This is a genomic window from Pseudohalocynthiibacter aestuariivivens (assembly GCF_018457175.1).
GTDB lineage: Bacteria > Pseudomonadota > Alphaproteobacteria > Rhodobacterales > Rhodobacteraceae > Pseudohalocynthiibacter > Pseudohalocynthiibacter aestuariivivens.
In genome coordinates this window covers 314,515-330,573 of record NZ_JAGFNU010000002.1, presented here as the reverse complement: position 1 = coordinate 330,573, position 16,059 = coordinate 314,515, and the positions used below count along the sequence as shown (strand labels likewise).

At 51.8% G+C, this 16,059-nt stretch carries 14 protein-coding genes and 1 tRNA gene; 6 read left to right on the top strand and 9 right to left on the bottom strand.

The features are described 5' to 3' along the window. Positions 1-2: 2 nt before the first annotated feature. The 3 genes from J4E70_RS05540 to fabI form a co-directional block, all read right to left on the bottom strand. A complete protein-coding gene (locus J4E70_RS05540) occupies positions 3-1,181 on the bottom strand; it encodes an aminotransferase (RefSeq protein ID WP_213888161.1) in 1,179 nt (392 codons plus the stop codon). 80 nt (positions 1,182-1,261) lie between these two features. After that, complete coding sequence (gene gpt, locus J4E70_RS05535; protein WP_213888084.1) at positions 1,262-1,762, bottom strand: xanthine phosphoribosyltransferase; 501 nt, start codon at positions 1,760-1,762, stop codon at positions 1,262-1,264. 11 nt (positions 1,763-1,773) lie between these two features. Further along, complete coding sequence (gene fabI, locus J4E70_RS05530) at positions 1,774-2,592, bottom strand: enoyl-ACP reductase FabI (RefSeq protein ID WP_213888083.1); 819 nt, start codon at positions 2,590-2,592, stop codon at positions 1,774-1,776. Between the two features lie 141 nt (positions 2,593-2,733). On the opposite strand from fabI, the gene pdxH reads away from it, so the two are divergent. The 4 genes from pdxH (at position 2,734) to J4E70_RS05510 (ending at position 4,584) form a co-directional block, all read left to right on the top strand. Beyond that, entirely contained in the window at positions 2,734-3,339 is a 606-nt protein-coding gene (pdxH, locus tag J4E70_RS05525; protein ID WP_213888082.1) for a pyridoxamine 5'-phosphate oxidase, read from the top strand. A gap of 122 nt (positions 3,340-3,461) precedes the next feature. Continuing rightward, positions 3,462-3,995: a cold-shock protein gene (locus tag J4E70_RS05520; protein WP_213888081.1), complete on the top strand. Its 534-nt coding sequence runs from the start codon at positions 3,462-3,464 to the stop codon at positions 3,993-3,995. Continuing rightward, positions 3,992-4,465: a DUF192 domain-containing protein gene (locus tag J4E70_RS05515; protein WP_213888080.1), complete on the top strand. Its 474-nt coding sequence runs from the start codon at positions 3,992-3,994 to the stop codon at positions 4,463-4,465. The genes J4E70_RS05520 and J4E70_RS05515 overlap by 4 nt, the downstream gene beginning before the upstream one ends. Positions 4,466-4,507: 42 nt before the next feature. After that, a tRNA-Pro gene (locus J4E70_RS05510) sits at positions 4,508-4,584 on the top strand. A gap of 464 nt (positions 4,585-5,048) precedes the next feature. Here J4E70_RS05510 and J4E70_RS05505 read toward each other — a convergent pair. Beyond that, positions 5,049-5,843, bottom strand: coding sequence for a pyrroline-5-carboxylate reductase family protein (locus J4E70_RS05505; protein ID WP_213888079.1), 795 nt, complete (start codon positions 5,841-5,843; stop codon positions 5,049-5,051). Between the two features lie 985 nt (positions 5,844-6,828). Here J4E70_RS05505 and J4E70_RS05500 point away from each other — a divergent pair. Next, a complete protein-coding gene (locus tag J4E70_RS05500) occupies positions 6,829-10,533 on the top strand; it encodes a vitamin B12-dependent ribonucleotide reductase (protein ID WP_213888078.1) in 3,705 nt (1,234 codons plus the stop codon). Between the two features lie 244 nt (positions 10,534-10,777). Here J4E70_RS05500 and J4E70_RS05495 read toward each other — a convergent pair whose 3' ends face one another. The 3 genes from J4E70_RS05495 to J4E70_RS05485 form a co-directional block, all read right to left on the bottom strand. Further along, positions 10,778-11,002, bottom strand: a complete 225-nt coding sequence (locus J4E70_RS05495; RefSeq protein ID WP_213888077.1) for a hypothetical protein — start codon at positions 11,000-11,002, stop codon at positions 10,778-10,780. Beyond that, positions 10,999-12,150, bottom strand: a complete 1,152-nt coding sequence (locus J4E70_RS05490; protein ID WP_213888076.1) for an aromatic ring-hydroxylating oxygenase subunit alpha — start codon at positions 12,148-12,150, stop codon at positions 10,999-11,001. The genes J4E70_RS05495 and J4E70_RS05490 overlap by 4 nt, the downstream gene beginning before the upstream one ends. A gap of 119 nt (positions 12,151-12,269) precedes the next feature. Continuing rightward, a complete protein-coding gene (locus J4E70_RS05485) occupies positions 12,270-12,785 on the bottom strand; it encodes an RNA polymerase sigma factor (protein WP_213888075.1) in 516 nt (171 codons plus the stop codon). Between the two features lie 257 nt (positions 12,786-13,042). Between J4E70_RS05485 and J4E70_RS05480 the strand changes: the two genes are divergently transcribed. Next, on the top strand, positions 13,043-13,291 hold the full coding sequence (locus J4E70_RS05480) for an EF-hand domain-containing protein (RefSeq protein ID WP_213888074.1): 249 nt from the start codon (positions 13,043-13,045) through the stop codon (positions 13,289-13,291). 121 nt (positions 13,292-13,412) lie between these two features. Here the strand turns inward: J4E70_RS05480 and ilvN are convergent, their stop codons facing one another. Both ilvN and J4E70_RS05470 read right to left on the bottom strand, forming a co-directional pair. Next, positions 13,413-13,973: an acetolactate synthase small subunit gene (ilvN, locus tag J4E70_RS05475; protein WP_213888073.1), complete on the bottom strand. Its 561-nt coding sequence runs from the start codon at positions 13,971-13,973 to the stop codon at positions 13,413-13,415. 13 nt (positions 13,974-13,986) lie between these two features. Continuing rightward, the gene (locus tag J4E70_RS05470) at positions 13,987-15,741 is read right to left on the bottom strand and encodes an acetolactate synthase 3 large subunit (RefSeq protein ID WP_213888072.1); all 1,755 of its coding nucleotides are present in this window, start codon (positions 15,739-15,741) and stop codon (positions 13,987-13,989) included. Positions 15,742-16,059 lie beyond the last annotated feature (318 nt).

Below are 16,059 nucleotides of genomic sequence, written 5' to 3'. Positions count from 1 at the left end.
GCTCAGAGTGCGACCGATTTCAGCCTGTCGAAAAGAGCACCTATTCCGGCACGGTCTATATTGGCAAATGCGATACGCAATTGGCGCTTTCCCGCAGGATTATTTTCGGGCGTAAACATCGTGCCGGGCAGCAGCAAAACAGCGGCGTCTTCTACCAATTTTCGCGCCACAACATCTGAATTCATTTCAAAAGGATGCTCAACATAGGCGAAATATGCGCCACATCCTAACAAACGCCAGCCCGTCAAAACAGAAAACCCCTCCGTGATCGCCGTGCGCCTGTCAAGAATCTCGAGCCGCTCACCCGCGAGCCAGTCTCCAAGATTGCGCATCCCCCAAAGGGCCGCAATCTGGCCAAGCTGGTTTGGGCAGATGGTAACGGTATCGAGAAATTTTTCCGCCTCGGCCAGGCGTGAAGGCGCAGCGACCATCGCGCCAACCCTGTGGCCGGTGAGTCGATAGGCCTTAGAGAATGAATAAAGTTGTATCAGCGTATCCTGCCAGTCCGGGTCAGTGAACAGATCATGCGGCGCGCCGGTCCGGGAATCAAAATCGCGGTAGGTTTCGTCGACGATCAGTGCGATGTTGTTCCTGCGGCAAAGGTTTGCATAGGCACGCACTAATGCCGCGGGGTATTCAACGCCGCCCGGATTGTTCGGTGTGACAAGCACAATTGCGCGGGTCCGCGGCGTAACAAGTTTGGCCGCCTGATCCGGCTCAGGCAACAGGGTTTCACCTGTGGGCAGCGGCACCGTTTTTACCCCCTGCATATCGAGCCACATTTTGTGATTAAAATACCAAGGGGTCGGAAGAATCACCTCGTCCCCTTCGCCGGCCAGAGTGGTAATTGTTGCTGCAAAGGCCTGATTGCACCCTGATGTAATTGCAACTTCGTCGGCACGAATGTCTCCGCCATAGGCAACCGACCATTGGTTAGCAACCTCCGCTCTCAGTTCCGGCAATCCAAGAACCGGGCCATAGAGATGGCTTTCGGGTTGGGTGAGCGCGGCTTCCGCAATCACCTTGCACAACGCGGGTGGTGGCGCATCCACTGGGGCGGCCTGGCTCACATTGATGAGGGGACGATCTTTGCTGAAGGTTGCCGCCTCTAGCCAACGGCGTGCTTCCATCACGGGCGGGGGGAAAGTTGCGGCAAAACGTGGATTGAGGGGGAGCGACATCATTTAATACTCCTTAAAGAGTCCACCGTATTACGCAGGCCAGTTCGGGTAGAAGGTAACTGCATAAAGTCTTAGAGCAACTATGCTCCGCGGTAAGGTTCTACATATTGCAAAGCCATATCCCACGGGAAGAAAATCCATGTGTCCTGGCTAACCTCGGTGATGAATGAATCCACCATTGGTCGGCCTTTGGGCTTTGCGTAAACTGTTGCGAAATGCGCTTTTGGCAGCAGGTCGCGCACAACTTTCAGTGTTTTTCCGGTATCAACCAGATCATCGATGATCAGAATACCTTCGCCATCCCCCACCAGTTCCAGATCAGGAGATTTCAAAACTTTCGCATCTGCCTGTGTCTGGTGGTCATAAGATTTAACTGAAATCGTATCGACGGTCCGAACATCGAGTTCACGCGCGATGATCATTGCAGGGGCCATACCACCGCGGGTGATTGCGACAATCGCTTTCCAGGCTCCGTCAAAAGGGCCTTGCCCATCAAGCCGCCAGGCAAGCGCGCGCGCATCCCGGTGAATTTGATCCCAGCTGATATGAAAGCCTTTTTCGTGGGGCAAACGTTCGGTCATCTCTGTCTTCCTTATTTGCGGCCGGAAACAGCATCAATATCGGGCGCGTCGACAGCTTTCATGCCAACAATGTGATACCCGGCGTCGACGTGCAGGTTTTCGCCAGTCACCCCCGACCCAAGATCAGACAGTAGATAAACGGCTGATTTGCCAACTTCGTCCTGTGTTACATTCCGGCGCAGAGGAGAGTTCAGTTCGTTCCATTTCATGATGTAACGGAAATCACCAATACCGCTTGCGGCCAGGGTTTTGATTGGCCCGGCAGAGATTGCATTGACGCGGATATTGTCCTTACCCAGATCTTCAGCCAGATATTTGACCGAGGCTTCCAGCGCGGCTTTTGCAACACCCATGACATTGTAATGTGGCATGACCTGCTCTGCGCCGTAGTAGGTCAGCGTTAGCATGGAGCCCCCGTCAGTCATCAGTTTTTCGGCGCGTTGGGCAACTGCCGTGAAGGAATAGACTGACACATCCATCGTCATTCTGAAGTTTTCCGGGCTTGTATCAACATAGCGGCCGCGCAATTCGTTTTTGTCAGAAAAACCGATAGCGTGTACAAGAAAATCCAGCTTGCCCCACTCGCGTTCAATCTGCGCGAAGGCCGCATCGATTGAGTCGGGGTCCGAAACGTCACAGTCAATGAGTTGTGTAACGCCAAGTTCGGCACCCAAAGGTTCGACCCGTTTCTTGAAGGCATCGCCCATGTAAGTCAAACCAAGTTCCGCACCATGTTCCGCACAGGCCTTGGCAATACCCCAGGCGATTGATTTATCGTTCGCCACGCCCATAATTAGGCCACGTTTGCCTTCCATTATTTTTTTTGCCATTTCCGGTCCCTTGCCACGCAATAAACTATAAGGGAAGACGTGTAGGCGATTGCGTTTGGCGCTTCAAGCCTCAGTCCGACTCCGAAGAGAGGTTCTGACAAGGTGAGGTGAGAAACTGAAACTAGATTAAAGAGGCCGCTTATGACCGATAGAACGGGAATTTTTGCTGGGGACGACCCTTTTGAAATAGCGCGAAGCTGGCTGGAGGAGGCTGAAAAGCAAGAGCCAAATGATGCAAACGCAATTGCACTGGCAACCGCGGACCAGAATGGTTTGCCAAACGCGCGTATGGTGTTGCTCAAGGACATCGAAACAGATGCCTTTGTTTTCTATACGAATTATGAAAGCCAGAAGAGTTCTGAAATCAAACATTCGGGCAAAGCGGCCTTTGTGATACACTGGAAATCACTGCGACGCCAAATTCGGGTGCGCGGGTTGGTTGAGAAGGAAGAAGGCCCCAAGGCGGATGAATATTACGCCTCACGCTCACTCAAAAGCCGACTTGGGGCTTGGGCATCTAAACAATCACGGCCACTGAGTTCCCGAACAGAACTGGTTGGGGAAGTTGCAAAAATGACCGCGAAGCACGGCATAAACCCAGAGCGCCCGCCATTTTGGGGCGGTTTCAGAATTTTGCCGGTTGAAATTGAATTCTGGGCCGATGGACCGTTCAGGTTGCATGATCGTTTCAAATGGACCCGCCCAGACGGGAATTCTGAGTGGAAAATAGCGCGTCTGAACCCCTGAATTTCGCGCTTCGTGAATCACAATGGTGTAAAATCTACGTTTTGCACCTTGCAACTACAGATTTGTGTGGCCACAACTTGGATCGCGGTGGGTGTTTTTAGAATACGAAGAGCGTAACGGGTATGACTGAAGAAAATCCAGAAGGACGCACCGTTCAGGGTACGATAAAGTGGTTTGATCCGACAAAAGGGTTCGGGTTTGTTGTCGCCGATGAAGGTGGCCCTGATATTTTGCTCCATGCAAATGTCCTGCGCAATTTTGGACAAAGCTCTGTTGCAGATATGGCAAGCATTATTGTTGTTGTGCAAGAAACGGAGCGGGGCATTCAGGCCGTAGAGATTACAGATATTCTACCGCCTGAATCGGGTTATGAGACTGCGTTTTCAGAGCAAGATGCGTTGTTGCAGGCTGACAATATGTCTGCACCACTCGAACCGGCGCGCGTCAAATGGTTCGATAAAACCAAGGGTTTTGGATTTGCCAATGTTTTTGGCCGACCGGAAGATGTTTTTATCCACATTGAGATTCTGCGACGCTCCGGTCTTGCAGATTTAATGCCGGGCGAGGCTGTCGGTCTGCGGGTGACAGATGGCAGTCGTGGCCGGATGGCGACTCATGTTGTCTCATGGGAGAATGCTTTGCGTGAAAACGAATGAGGCGTGCTTTCCTTTGCTTCCTTGCGTCTTCGGTTTACGCTACCGCAGCAATCGCTGACTGTTCGGACACTCAGGTCGATTTGCGAGGCGACTGGGGAAAAGCGCGATTCACGGTGGAAGTCGCGGATGATCCCGCCGAACGGGCGCAAGGGCTGATGCATCGCTCGCAGATGGCATCGGGCGCGGGAATGTTGTTTTTGTACGACTCTCCGCACCGGGCAACCTTTTGGATGAAAAACACTCTGATTCCGTTAGATATGCTGTTTCTCGATGCAACGGGACGCGTGAGCTATATTCATGAGGACGCCATTCCGCAGGATTTGACACAAATTGATGGTGGCGAAGGCGTTGTCGCGGTTCTGGAAATTAATGCCGGTTTGGCGCAGGCGTTTGGAATCACAGTCGGATCTGAGCTTAGGCACCCATTTTTTGCCGGAGACAAAATTAGTTGGCCTTGTGATGCACCTTAGGGCTTTTCTTTATCTTCGAGTGATTGTAGAGAGACCCTCGTTCGGGGCGTAGCGCAGCCTGGTAGCGCGACGGTTTTGGGTACCGTAGGTCGCAAGTTCGAATCTTGCCGTCCCGACCATAAATTCCAATAACTTAGCTATCATCGACTCTACCTTAGGTGGTGTGGTTTACAGTTTTCGGTTTTTTCGAACCGTTCTATCTTGGCTCCAAAGCGATCTGTCATGTCTGGATGAAGCCTCATATAGGATTCGATTGTCTCGTATCTGACTGATGAGGATGTCTTGTTTGCGCCCTTTGCTGAGTTTGATCGATGGCTGGGAACCTCTGTAGAGTTTCCCTCTCCTCACAGCATATTCTCCCGTGATGCAGCGACGCCTTTCCTCGTCAGTGATCATGTCGAATTCCTAAGCGAATCCTTGGCTCTGAACCTGTAAATAGCCGGTAACCCCAACGAATGTTCTTAGTGTAGCAGACGTTGGCCGAGTACCGGGCAATGCCCGCACTGCGGACGAAGTGGACTTCGAAAATTATTCGATGGTTTGTGGTGCATTCCAAAACACCAATTCAAATAGCCATAGTCTGCTAAATCGATCTTGCCTTGTCTGCTGCTGCCAGAAGCCCATCACTGATTGTCTTGGACAAGGTTGAACGCTCCATTGCAATTAGCCCAGCGGCAGTTGTCCCAGCATATTCAATCATCCAACGAACGTGATCGGCAGGGCTGGCTCTGTCGGCAGCTAACATTGTTCCGCCAGCAACGAAAAGTTGACGAATGGCCCGGTCCGCGACATCAGGTGCAATACCTTGGCTTGTGGCATGATCCACCATGCATTGGGCAAAATAGGCGACAAAACCGGGTACCGGGCCAGTCATTGCGGTGAAGTGATCGAGCTGTTGCTCGTCGAAAATCTCATCCGTTGTCCCGCACGCCCCAAAGATTTTCCTCACGATATCTCTGTCGTCCGACACGATTTCTGTGCTTGCTATCCAAGGTGAATACGCCATGGACAAAGAAGCGGCAGGACTGCTCATGGCCCGTACAACACGAACAGATGCTGTCTTGGATTTCATTTCATCAATCGTCACACCGGCCACAACTGAAATTACCAACCTGTTGGCTGCGTGGATGTCGATGTCAGGAAATCGAGCAGGCGGAACGCATAGAATGATGACATCGCAGGCGTCCACCAACTCCTGATTGTCTTTTGTGAAGTGAATGATTGAACTTTGTTCGACGTTAGAGGCATTGCCACTTCTGTTCGAAACCCAGAAATTCGATTGTTCAAACGCCTCGCTTCCAAGAAGTGCACTCAAAATCGTCGATCCGAGCATTCCTGAACCACCGATGATACCTATGGTATTGCCTGTAGTTTCCATTGAAAATCTCCCTTTGTGCTCAAGTCACAGCTTCTGAGAAATCATCGGTTCATGTCAATTGGTCATAGAAGAGAGGTGGTCACTAAGGGCTCGTTGCGGTCATCTGACCGTATTTGTCGGATGACTGGTTCGCCCTGGTAAGCGGACATTGTGATGGTTAACTCCATTCGTTATGGCAACGTGATTCATGGGCGACAGGAGGATTGTCCATGTTGCTTTTGTTTTGCCTTAAGGAAGAGTAATCTCCAAAAGTGAGTCATTGGGCATCCATCAAAAAACGTAAAAACGCTTCGGATGCAACCTATGGTTTTGCTTTGGGATGAAGGTTGTTTTGTAACTCGGTTTACAAAAAACCCGTAAGCTGTTGATAGTTACCCCCCGTTTAGTGTGTAGGTTTACAAATTTGTCTTTACGACTCAGTGAAATCTTATGGCTTTGGGTACCGTAGGTCGCAAGTTCGAATCTTGCCGTCCCGACCACTTTAAAAATATATTATTTCGTCAGACATGCTGTGATCATGTTCACACAGTCGTGTTTTGATCTTTTGATCTAATTTTTCGACGACTTCTTCGTGTGATTCTTCAAGGTCGCTGGCTAAACCCGCTGACATAAAGAAAAATTCACAGCGGTTAATTTGTTGATGAATCAGTTGATGCGAGCTCGGTTCAGAAAGACCGGTTTAGGTCAATGAAAATTACCAGTGGATAAATCAATTTTAGGCATTGACCAGTTGTGTGTTTCTACGTCACCTTGTGCAGACCGATCAAAACGCCACAACATATAGTGGCCGGGACGATCGAACAGGGACAAAAGCACAACTTAGGCTGATCTGAATAATAACAGCTGTTTTCGGAAGAATATCTATTTTTCCGAGCTGCGAAGTCTGTCCGTTCGACTCTGCGATTGGTGAAGGGTGCGATGCATTGATTGGTCAACGAACCAAACGTTGCGTTGAATATTTGAAGAACGACGAGGCAGAACAAAAATGAAAATCGAACGCAAGTTTACAGCGAACTCCACGGATGCCTATTCCGATCTGGAGTTCGTGACGACCACATCCGAAATCAGAAATCCCGATGGAACCATAGTATTCCGTCTGGATGATGTTGAAATTCCAGCAAGCTGGAGCCAAGTGGCGTCAGATGTAATTGCGCAAAAATATTTCCGTAAAGCGGGCGTTCCAGCGCGTCTGAAAAAAGTGAAAGAAAAGGGCGTTCCTGAGTTTCTCTGGCGTTCGGTTGCAGATGAAGCAGCGCTAAAGGACCTTTCACTGGAAGACCGTTCCGGTGGCGAAACGAGCGCGAAACAGGTGTTTGATCGTCTGGCAGGTGCCTGGGCTTATTGGGGCTGGAAGGGTGGTTACTTTACAAGTGAACAAGACGCACGCGCCTATTTTGACGAGATGCGTTATATGCTGGCGACACAGCGCGCCGCACCCAACAGCCCTCAGTGGTTTAACACGGGTCTGCACTGGGCCTACGGAATCGATGGGCCGGGGCAGGGGCATTACTATGTTGATTTTAAAACAGGCAAGCTGACCCGTTCAAAATCTTCTTATGAACACCCACAACCACATGCCTGTTTCATTCAGTCCGTGAAAGACGATCTTGTCTCTGATGGCGGTATCATGGATTTGTGGGTTCGTGAGGCGCGGCTCTTTAAGTACGGTTCCGGTACCGGAACAAACTTTTCCTCGTTGCGTGCAGACGGTGAGTCGTTGTCAGGCGGTGGTAAGTCGTCTGGCCTCATGGGATTCCTGAAAATCGGTGATCGCGCTGCCGGGGCGATTAAATCTGGTGGCACAACGCGGCGCGCTGCAAAGATGGTCATCATTGATGCAGACCATCCGGATATCGAAGACTTCATCAATTGGAAGGTGATTGAAGAGCAGAAAGTTGCCTCTATCGTCGCTGGTTCCAAAATGCATGAAGAAAAGCTGAACCTGCTTTTTGAGGCCATAAAAGCGTGGGATGGAAAAGTCGAAGACGCTTATGACCCAAAAATAAACGAAAGCCTGAAATCAGCGATCAAGGCGGCGAAAAAGGTCGCGATACCAGAAACTTATGTGAAAAGGGTCCTGGATTACGCGCGTCAGGGTTACGACAAGATCGAATTCCCGACCTATGATACAGATTGGGACTCAGAGGCCTATAGCTCTGTGTCGGGTCAGAATTCGAACAACTCGATCCGTGTAACAGATGCGTTTTTGCAAGCCGTCAAGGATGATGCAAATTGGGATTTGATCCGCCGCACGGACGGGAAGATATCGAAAACCATCAAGGCGCGTGATCTCTGGGAACAGGTTGGTCACGCGGCATGGGCCTGTGCTGATCCGGGCATTCAATACCACGACACTGTCAACTCTTGGCACACGTGCCCCGCAGATGGTGAGATTCGCGGCTCAAACCCTTGTTCTGAGTACATGTTCCTTGATGACACCGCATGTAACCTGGCCTCGATGAACCTGCTAACCTTCTATTCAGACGGTGCATTTCAGGCAGAAGACTACATGCACGCCTCGCGGCTTTGGACGCTGACGCTGGAAATTTCCGTCACAATGGCGCAATTCCCGTCAAAAGAGATCGCTCAGAGAAGCTATGACTTCCGCACCTTGGGGCTAGGGTACGCCAATATCGGCGGATTGTTGATGAATATGGGCTATGGTTACGATAGTGACGAAGGCCGCGCGTTGTGTGGCGCCCTGACCGCGATCATGACGGGCGCTGCCTATGCCACCTCAGCAGAAATTGCGAGTGAGCTTGGTCCGTTCCCAGGTTACAAGCGCAACGCAGACCATATGCTGCGGGTTATCCGGAATCACCGCAACGCGGCCTATGGCAACAGCGACGGTTACGAGGAACTTGCAGTTAAACCTGTCCCTCTTGATCACACGAGCTGCCCTGACGAATGCCTTGTTTCCCTCGCAAAATCGGCCTGGGATGAGGCGCTGAGCCTTGGTGAAAAACACGGCTATCGCAATGCGCAGACCTCGGTCGTCGCACCGACAGGGACAATCGGTCTGGTGATGGACTGTGACACAACCGGGATTGAACCTGATTTTGCTCTGGTGAAATTCAAGAAACTCGCAGGTGGTGGTTACTTTAAAATTATCAACCAGTCAGTTCCTGCAGCGCTGGAGATGATGGGCTACGGTTCAGCACAGATCGAAGAGATCATCAGCTATGCTGTTGGTCATGCTTCGCTCGGCAACGCACCGGGAATCAACCATACATCACTGATCGGCCACGGGTTCGGTTCTGCAGAGCTTGAAAAAATCGAAGCCGCGCTTGCGAGCGCCTTTGATATTCGGTTTGTCTTTAACCAATGGACTTTGGGACAAGAATTCTGCACGGGACCATTGGGTATTCCACTCGAAAAACTGAGTGATCCGACTTTCGACCTGCTGCGTCACCTCGGGTTCTCCCGGGCGGATATCGATGCGGCCAATGACCATGTCTGCGGCACCATGACGCTCGAAGGGGCGCCTCATCTGGATCCGCAACACTACCACGTCTTCGACTGCGCAAATCCTTGCGGCAAAAAAGGTAAAAGGTTCCTGTCGGTGGATAGTCATATCTACATGATGGCAGCGGCACAGTCGTTTATTTCAGGGGCAATCAGTAAAACCATTAATATGCCCAATGACGCTACTATCGAGGACTGTCAGGAGGCATACGAGCTTTCTTGGAGCCTGGGTGTTAAGGCTAATGCGCTCTACCGTGATGGCTCGAAACTCTCCCAGCCTCTGGCAGCAGCGTTGGTCGAAGACGACGAAGAAGCAGAGGAAATCCTTGCAAGCGGGTCATCGCACGAAAAGGCGACTGTGTTGGCCGAAAAGATTGTTGAAAAGATCATCGTCAAAGAGGTGATGAAATCTCACCGTGAAAAGATGCCTCAACGACGCAAAGGCTACACCCAGAAAGCCATGGTTGGCGGCCATAAGGTCTATCTGCGCACGGGCGAATATGAAGACGGTAATCTTGGCGAAATCTTTATTGATATGCACAAAGAGGGTGCTGGCTTTCGCGCAATGATGAACAACTTTGCGATCGCGGTGTCCGTTGGTCTGCAATATGGTGTGCCGCTGGAAGAATTCGTTGATGCCTTCACTTTCACCAAATTTGAACCGGCCGGCATGGTTCAGGGCAATGACAGCATCAAAAACGCGACCTCCATTCTGGATTATATCTTCCGCGAACTGGCGGTCAGCTATCTGGACCGGACAGATCTTGCGCATGTGAAACCAGAGGGGCATTCGTTTGATGACATCGGAAGCGGTTCTCATGGGGGAGAGCCCAATATCTCATCCGTCAGCGAAACGGCGGCGAATAAATCGCTGGAAGTCCTAAAGCAGATTTCTTCTACCGGGTATCTTCGCAAGCGTGTTCCGCAAGAGTTGGTGGTTCTGCAAGGCGGGGGCGCCGGGGGAACCGCGTTTTACAGTGCAAAAGATCCGATTTCGGCGCTGCAAACACTGGTTCCAGAAGTCGCGAATACCTCTGTTCAAACTACGGCTACGGCAACGCTGTCTGCATCGACCAGCACGACACAGACAATGGATGCACGAACGAAAGCGAAAATGCAGGGCTACGAGGGAGATCCCTGTGGTGACTGTGGAAACTACACATTGGTGCGCAACGGCACCTGCATGAAATGCAACACCTGCGGCGGAACAAGCGGGTGTAGTTAAAAGAACACGGGACGGGTGCGCTCGTCCCTGACGCGGGTCAGGCCGCAGGCAGAATACCGGGCGGTACATATAATGAGCCTGATTAGCGAAACTGGGGAAGCTTAGGCTTCCCCTTCTTCTTTTTTATCAACGTATTACGGTGAAAACCTCGTGTCAGATTTATGGGCATCCGCTGCTACCCCTCAAATCCCCATTCTTAGCGAGGTTGGAAGTTACAAGTTCAAAGGTCGACTGAACTAAACGTTCAGCTTTCCCGGCCGCGCGCTTTCAGGCGCGCATGCAGTTCAGGTGTTTCCGGGTGTGCCGTTTCAAGGCCAAAGATATAGGCGTGAACAAGGAAAAAACAGGCGGCATCAATGTCTCCTGTTTCTTCTGCCAGGTCTGCTGCTTCGCGATAGAGCAAAACCAAAACGGTTTTGTCGTCGCGCGCATGTGCGGCGAGCAGTTCTTCGTCAAGTGGTTTTGTCACTCTGCGGCCTGTACCTTGGCACGATGCGCCAGCAGGCGTCCGGCGACCCAATCGTGAAAACAATGGGTTGGACCATCCATTGCGGGGGAAAACCGCCCACCATCAAACTTTGGCGCGTGACGACCTTTTTGCATACCTTGGACAACAAACACGTCTTCGTAGAAAACCTCTTTCCATTGCGCGGTGTTCTTGGCGCGCATGGCGTCGCTTGTTTCGGCTTGGGCATAATAGAGATGAATGTGCTCTACCGTCGCTTCGGTGCTTTGGGGTTCCAAAATAATTGCAAAGGCGTGGTCCCGTTGCGCGCCGAGCAACACGTTTGGGTAGACCGTGATGTATTCTGCCCCTTCATTCCATTTATCAGAAAGCCCTGCGAAATCAGGGAAGACTTCACCAGTGTCACCTTTAAGCTGGCGGTAAACCAGTGTGCCTTGGCCGGAATACTGATTGTACTCTGCAATGTTGTAGTGGTCTTCCAGCCGCGAATAGCTGTTTAAGCCCGGGTGAACCCAAGGCAGGTGGTAGCTTTCGCAGAAGTTTTCGACCGCAAGTTTCCAGTTGGTTTTGACCGCAAGTTCAAACCTGCTGTCCGCGCCACCATGGTACAGGGATTGCTCAAATTCGGCCCAGCGTTTCAGAAGGTCAGCATGAACAACCTCAAAAGGTTCTGCGTCGCCTGAAACATTGATGAAAACAACGTCACGCCAGATATGGCTGCGGATTTCCGTTAGGCCAAGCGTGGATTTGTCGATCGCGTCATGCACGTTGGTGCCTGGTCCGCCAACATGAGGCGTGGAAACCAGCGCGCCTTTGTGATTGTAACACCAGCTGTGGTAGGGGCAGCGGATCGCACCTTCAATCTTTTTGGGTTCTTCCACAAGAATCATGCCCCGATGACGGCAGGTATTCTGGAATACGCGAACGATGTCGTCTTTGCCGCGGATCAGAAGCAATGGGATTCCAAGGAATTCGACTGGTTTTGCATCGCCTGCTTCAGGCACATCCGCAGCAACCGCAAGCCCTGACCAAGTGGCAAAAAGCACGGCGTTACGCTCTTCAGCAAAAACCTCGGGATCAATGTAATGCGCGTTCGGCAGGCCCTGAGCATTTTCAATTGAGGTGCGAACGGATTGCAGATTCGTTGTCATGGCAGACTCTCGGGTGGGTGTAAGTTTAAACTCGACACTAGCGTCAATTTTGCTTTGATTCCTATCTCAGAGCGACCATGATTGCTTAAGCGCGACATTTTCCTTCATTTTGGCATATGTCACGCAGGTTCGTCCTCTAAAAGGCTTTCAACCGCGTGGCTGGCCGGCAAATCGAGATCAGCACGCAGACGCGCACGCGCCCGGGCGACGCGGGACATAATGGTACCAACAGGGATGCCCATCACATCGGCCACCTCGGCATATCCTTCGCCGTTGAAAGCGACTTTAACAAGCAATGACGCGTCTTTTTCAGGCAAGCGTGCCAAAGCAAGCAGAACATCGCGGGTGGCTATCCGGCGCGGTGCTTCTGCCATCGTACAGGGCATGTTTTCATCCGTGAGTTGACTAAGTGCGCGGGCGGGGCGACGCGAAAGGTTGCGCAGGGTTGTCATCAAGTACGGGCGCAATTCGTCAATTGGCTCACCCGCGTCAATCCGTGTCCATACGCGAAGCAGCGCTTCCTGCATCAGATCATCGGCAATTGCTTTACTGGGCGCTATCTTCCGGGCAAGGCGGTGCAGAGCTGGCATCAGCGCTGTAAGTTCCTTTCCGGTCGGATTTTTTTCTGTTGGCATGATGACTGTTCGATCTCCGTTTGATCCAAAAGCCACCACAACGGGGCAGGGAGCAAGCTGGGGGAATTTCGCCTAGCAGGTGTTTGGGGCCTTTTTCGGCAACTTCCCGCGAAAACCACAGGGTTCTGTCGGCGGCGAAGTGTAAATCGTCAGAAAGCCAGATAAGCGGAGGGAATAAACCTGCGGTTTCAGCGTCTTGTTAGGTGAAGGACGCAAAAATGCGCCTTTGAAACAAATGTTTTAAGGTGACACCGAAAATGAAACCGACCAAAATGATGCTTGGATCAATTGTTCTTGCCACTCTGACAGCAACTGCAGGCATGGCCGCAACAGAGGTGGATGCCGATGGTGACGGAATGCTGTCATATCCTGAGCTGACCGCCTTTTTCCCAACACTGAGCGAAGAAAGCTATCTCGCCCTGGATGCTAACGCTGACGGGATGGTCGACACGGATGAGCTGAGCGCTGCGCAAGAAGCAGGGATGCTACCGGCGACGGATGGCTAAGGACAGGGCCTGACATCCAGCACTCGGTTCTGAGAGTCTCAGCTCCATCCCCACCTCAGGACCGGGATGCCCTGAGCCTGAAAGCGGCCCGCAGATGCGGGCCGCTTTTCTGTTTGAACGTTCAGACGCCGCGCGAAAGTGCAGCGACTCCGGTACGGGCGATCCGGCCCAGACCCAGCGGCCGCATCAGGTCGGCAAACGCGTCGATCTTGGAAGGGGCGCCTGTCAGTTCAAAGACAAAGCTTTCCAGTGTCGAGTCAATAACCTGTGCGCGGAAGATATCTGCCAAGCGCAACGCCTCGACCCTTTTATCGCCGGTGCCGTGTACCCGCATCAGAGCAAGTTCACGTTCCACCGAGTCACCTTCGACGGTGAGATCGTGAACCTCGTGCACGGGCACGATCCGACCAAGCTGAGCCTTGATTTGTTCAATCACCGAAGGTGTTCCTGTGGTCACGATGGTGATGCGTGATTTGTGACCCTCGTGGTCGACTTCGGCAACGGTAAGACTGTCGATATTGTAACCGCGCCCCGAGAAAAGCCCGATGACGCGTGCCAGAACACCTGCTTCATTGTCGACAATACATGCCAATGTATGGGACTCCAAAGCTCCGGCATTTGGGTCGCGAAGGTCGTAGGCTGAGTGCTTTGAAGCGCCTTTTTTAATTCGTAGAGCAGACATGTAATGACCTTTCTTAAACCAAAACTGCGCCGGAAGAACCGATAGCGTCCTGTGTGTCCGCTTCGCCCATCAGCATTTCGTTATGAGGTGCGCCTGACGGAATCATCGGGAAACAATTTTCGTGTTTCTCAACAAGGCAGTCGAAAATCACCGGACCATCATATTCGAGCATTTCCATAATCGCGTCATCAAGATCAGCCGGGTCCGAACATCGGATACCTTTGCCACCGAAGGCTTCGGCAAGCTTCACAAAATCCGGCAAGCTTTCGGACCAGGAATGGCTGTAGCGTTCACCATGCAACAATTCCTGCCACTGACGGACCATGCCAAGGCGCTCGTTGTTGAGGATAAACTGCTTTACCGGCAGGCGGTACTGAATAGCGGTTCCCATTTCCTGCATGTTCATCAGCCAGCTTGCTTCACCCGCAACGTTGATAACCAAAGCATCGGGGTGCGCAACCTGAACACCAACGGAGGCAGGTAATCCATACCCCATCGTGCCAAGCCCGCCGCTGGTCATCCAGCGGTTCGGGTCCTCAAAACCCAAGTACTGCGCGGCCCACATCTGATGCTGACCGACTTCTGTACAGATATAGCGGTCTTTGTCTTTTGTGAGGGCCTCAAGACGCTCAAGCGCGTATTGAGGTTTGATGATGTTATCGCTGTTTTTGTAGGTAAGGCACTTAACGGCACGCCAATCTTCGATCTTTGCCCACCATTTGCCTAATGCTTCCTTGTTGGTCTTGCGGCCACGCGACTTCCAGACTTTCAGAAGATCTTCAAGAACATGGCCGACGTCGCCAAGAATTGGCAGATCGACATGGATCACCTTGTTGATCGAGGAGGCATCAATATCGATGTGCGCCTTTTTTGATTTTGGGCTGAAATCGTCAAGCCGCCCGGTGATACGGTCATCAAATCGGGCGCCTATATTGATCATAAGATCGCAACCATGCATCGCAAGGTTTGCTTCGTAAAGTCCGTGCATACCAAGCATTCCAAGCCAGTTTTTGCCTGACGCCGGGTATGCGCCAAGGCCCATCAGTGTTGATGTAATCGGAAAGCCGGTCGCATCCACCAGTTCACGCAACAACTGGCTTGCTGCAAGGCCGGAGTTTATGACGCCACCGCCAGAATAGATGATAGGACGTTGCGCCTTTTCGATCATCGCAGCGAGTTCGGTAATGTCGGCAATATCCCCCTTCACCTTGGGCGCGTAATGTTTTGTTACGGTTTTTACCTTAGGTGTGTAGGTGCCGTTTGCAAACTGAACATCCTTTGGGATGTCGACAAGGACCGGACCTGGCCGCCCATGTGTAGCAACATGAAAGGCCTGATGAATTGTCTCTGACAGTTTATCCGTCTCTTTCACCAGCCAGTTGTGCTTGGTGCAGGGGCGGGTGATGCCAACGGTGTCGGCTTCCTGAAAGGCGTCATTGCCGATCATGAAGGTAGGCACCTGACCCGAAAGAACAACAATCGGGATTGAATCCATTAATGCGTCTGTCAGGCCGGTAACGGCATTTGTCGCGCCCGGGCCAGAGGTTACCAGAACAACACCGGGTTTTCCGGTTGAGCGGGCATAGCCCTCGGCAGCATGCACAGCGCCCTGTTCGTGCCGGACAAGAATGTGGCGAATATCATTTTGCAGAAAAATCTCGTCATAGATCGGTAGCACTGCACCACCGGGATACCCAAAGATCGTGTCCACGCCCTGATCTCTCAAAGCCTGAACTAACATTTTTGCGCCGGTCATCTGGCCTGCCATCTTACTCACTCCGTTTCGCTCGCCCGGTGGGGCATCGTTCTCGCATAAAAAAGCCCCCGTTCTGGCGGGGGCGCATGGGTCCAATTATGGCGTCCGGTTACCGGTCCATGCGCATCTTGTTTACCACGACGACTAGAATGCAATGCATCCGAAGACTCCTTTAAGCGTTCGCGGAGATTAGGGGCGGGATCAGAGGTCGTCAACAGGGAATGCACTGTATTTTATGTCGCAGGGCGAGGGAATTCTTTGCTATTGTTGCGTTCAGGCGTGAATTTGGGGACATTTTGGAAAAAAGAGAGGCTATTGAGGTTATTTTTT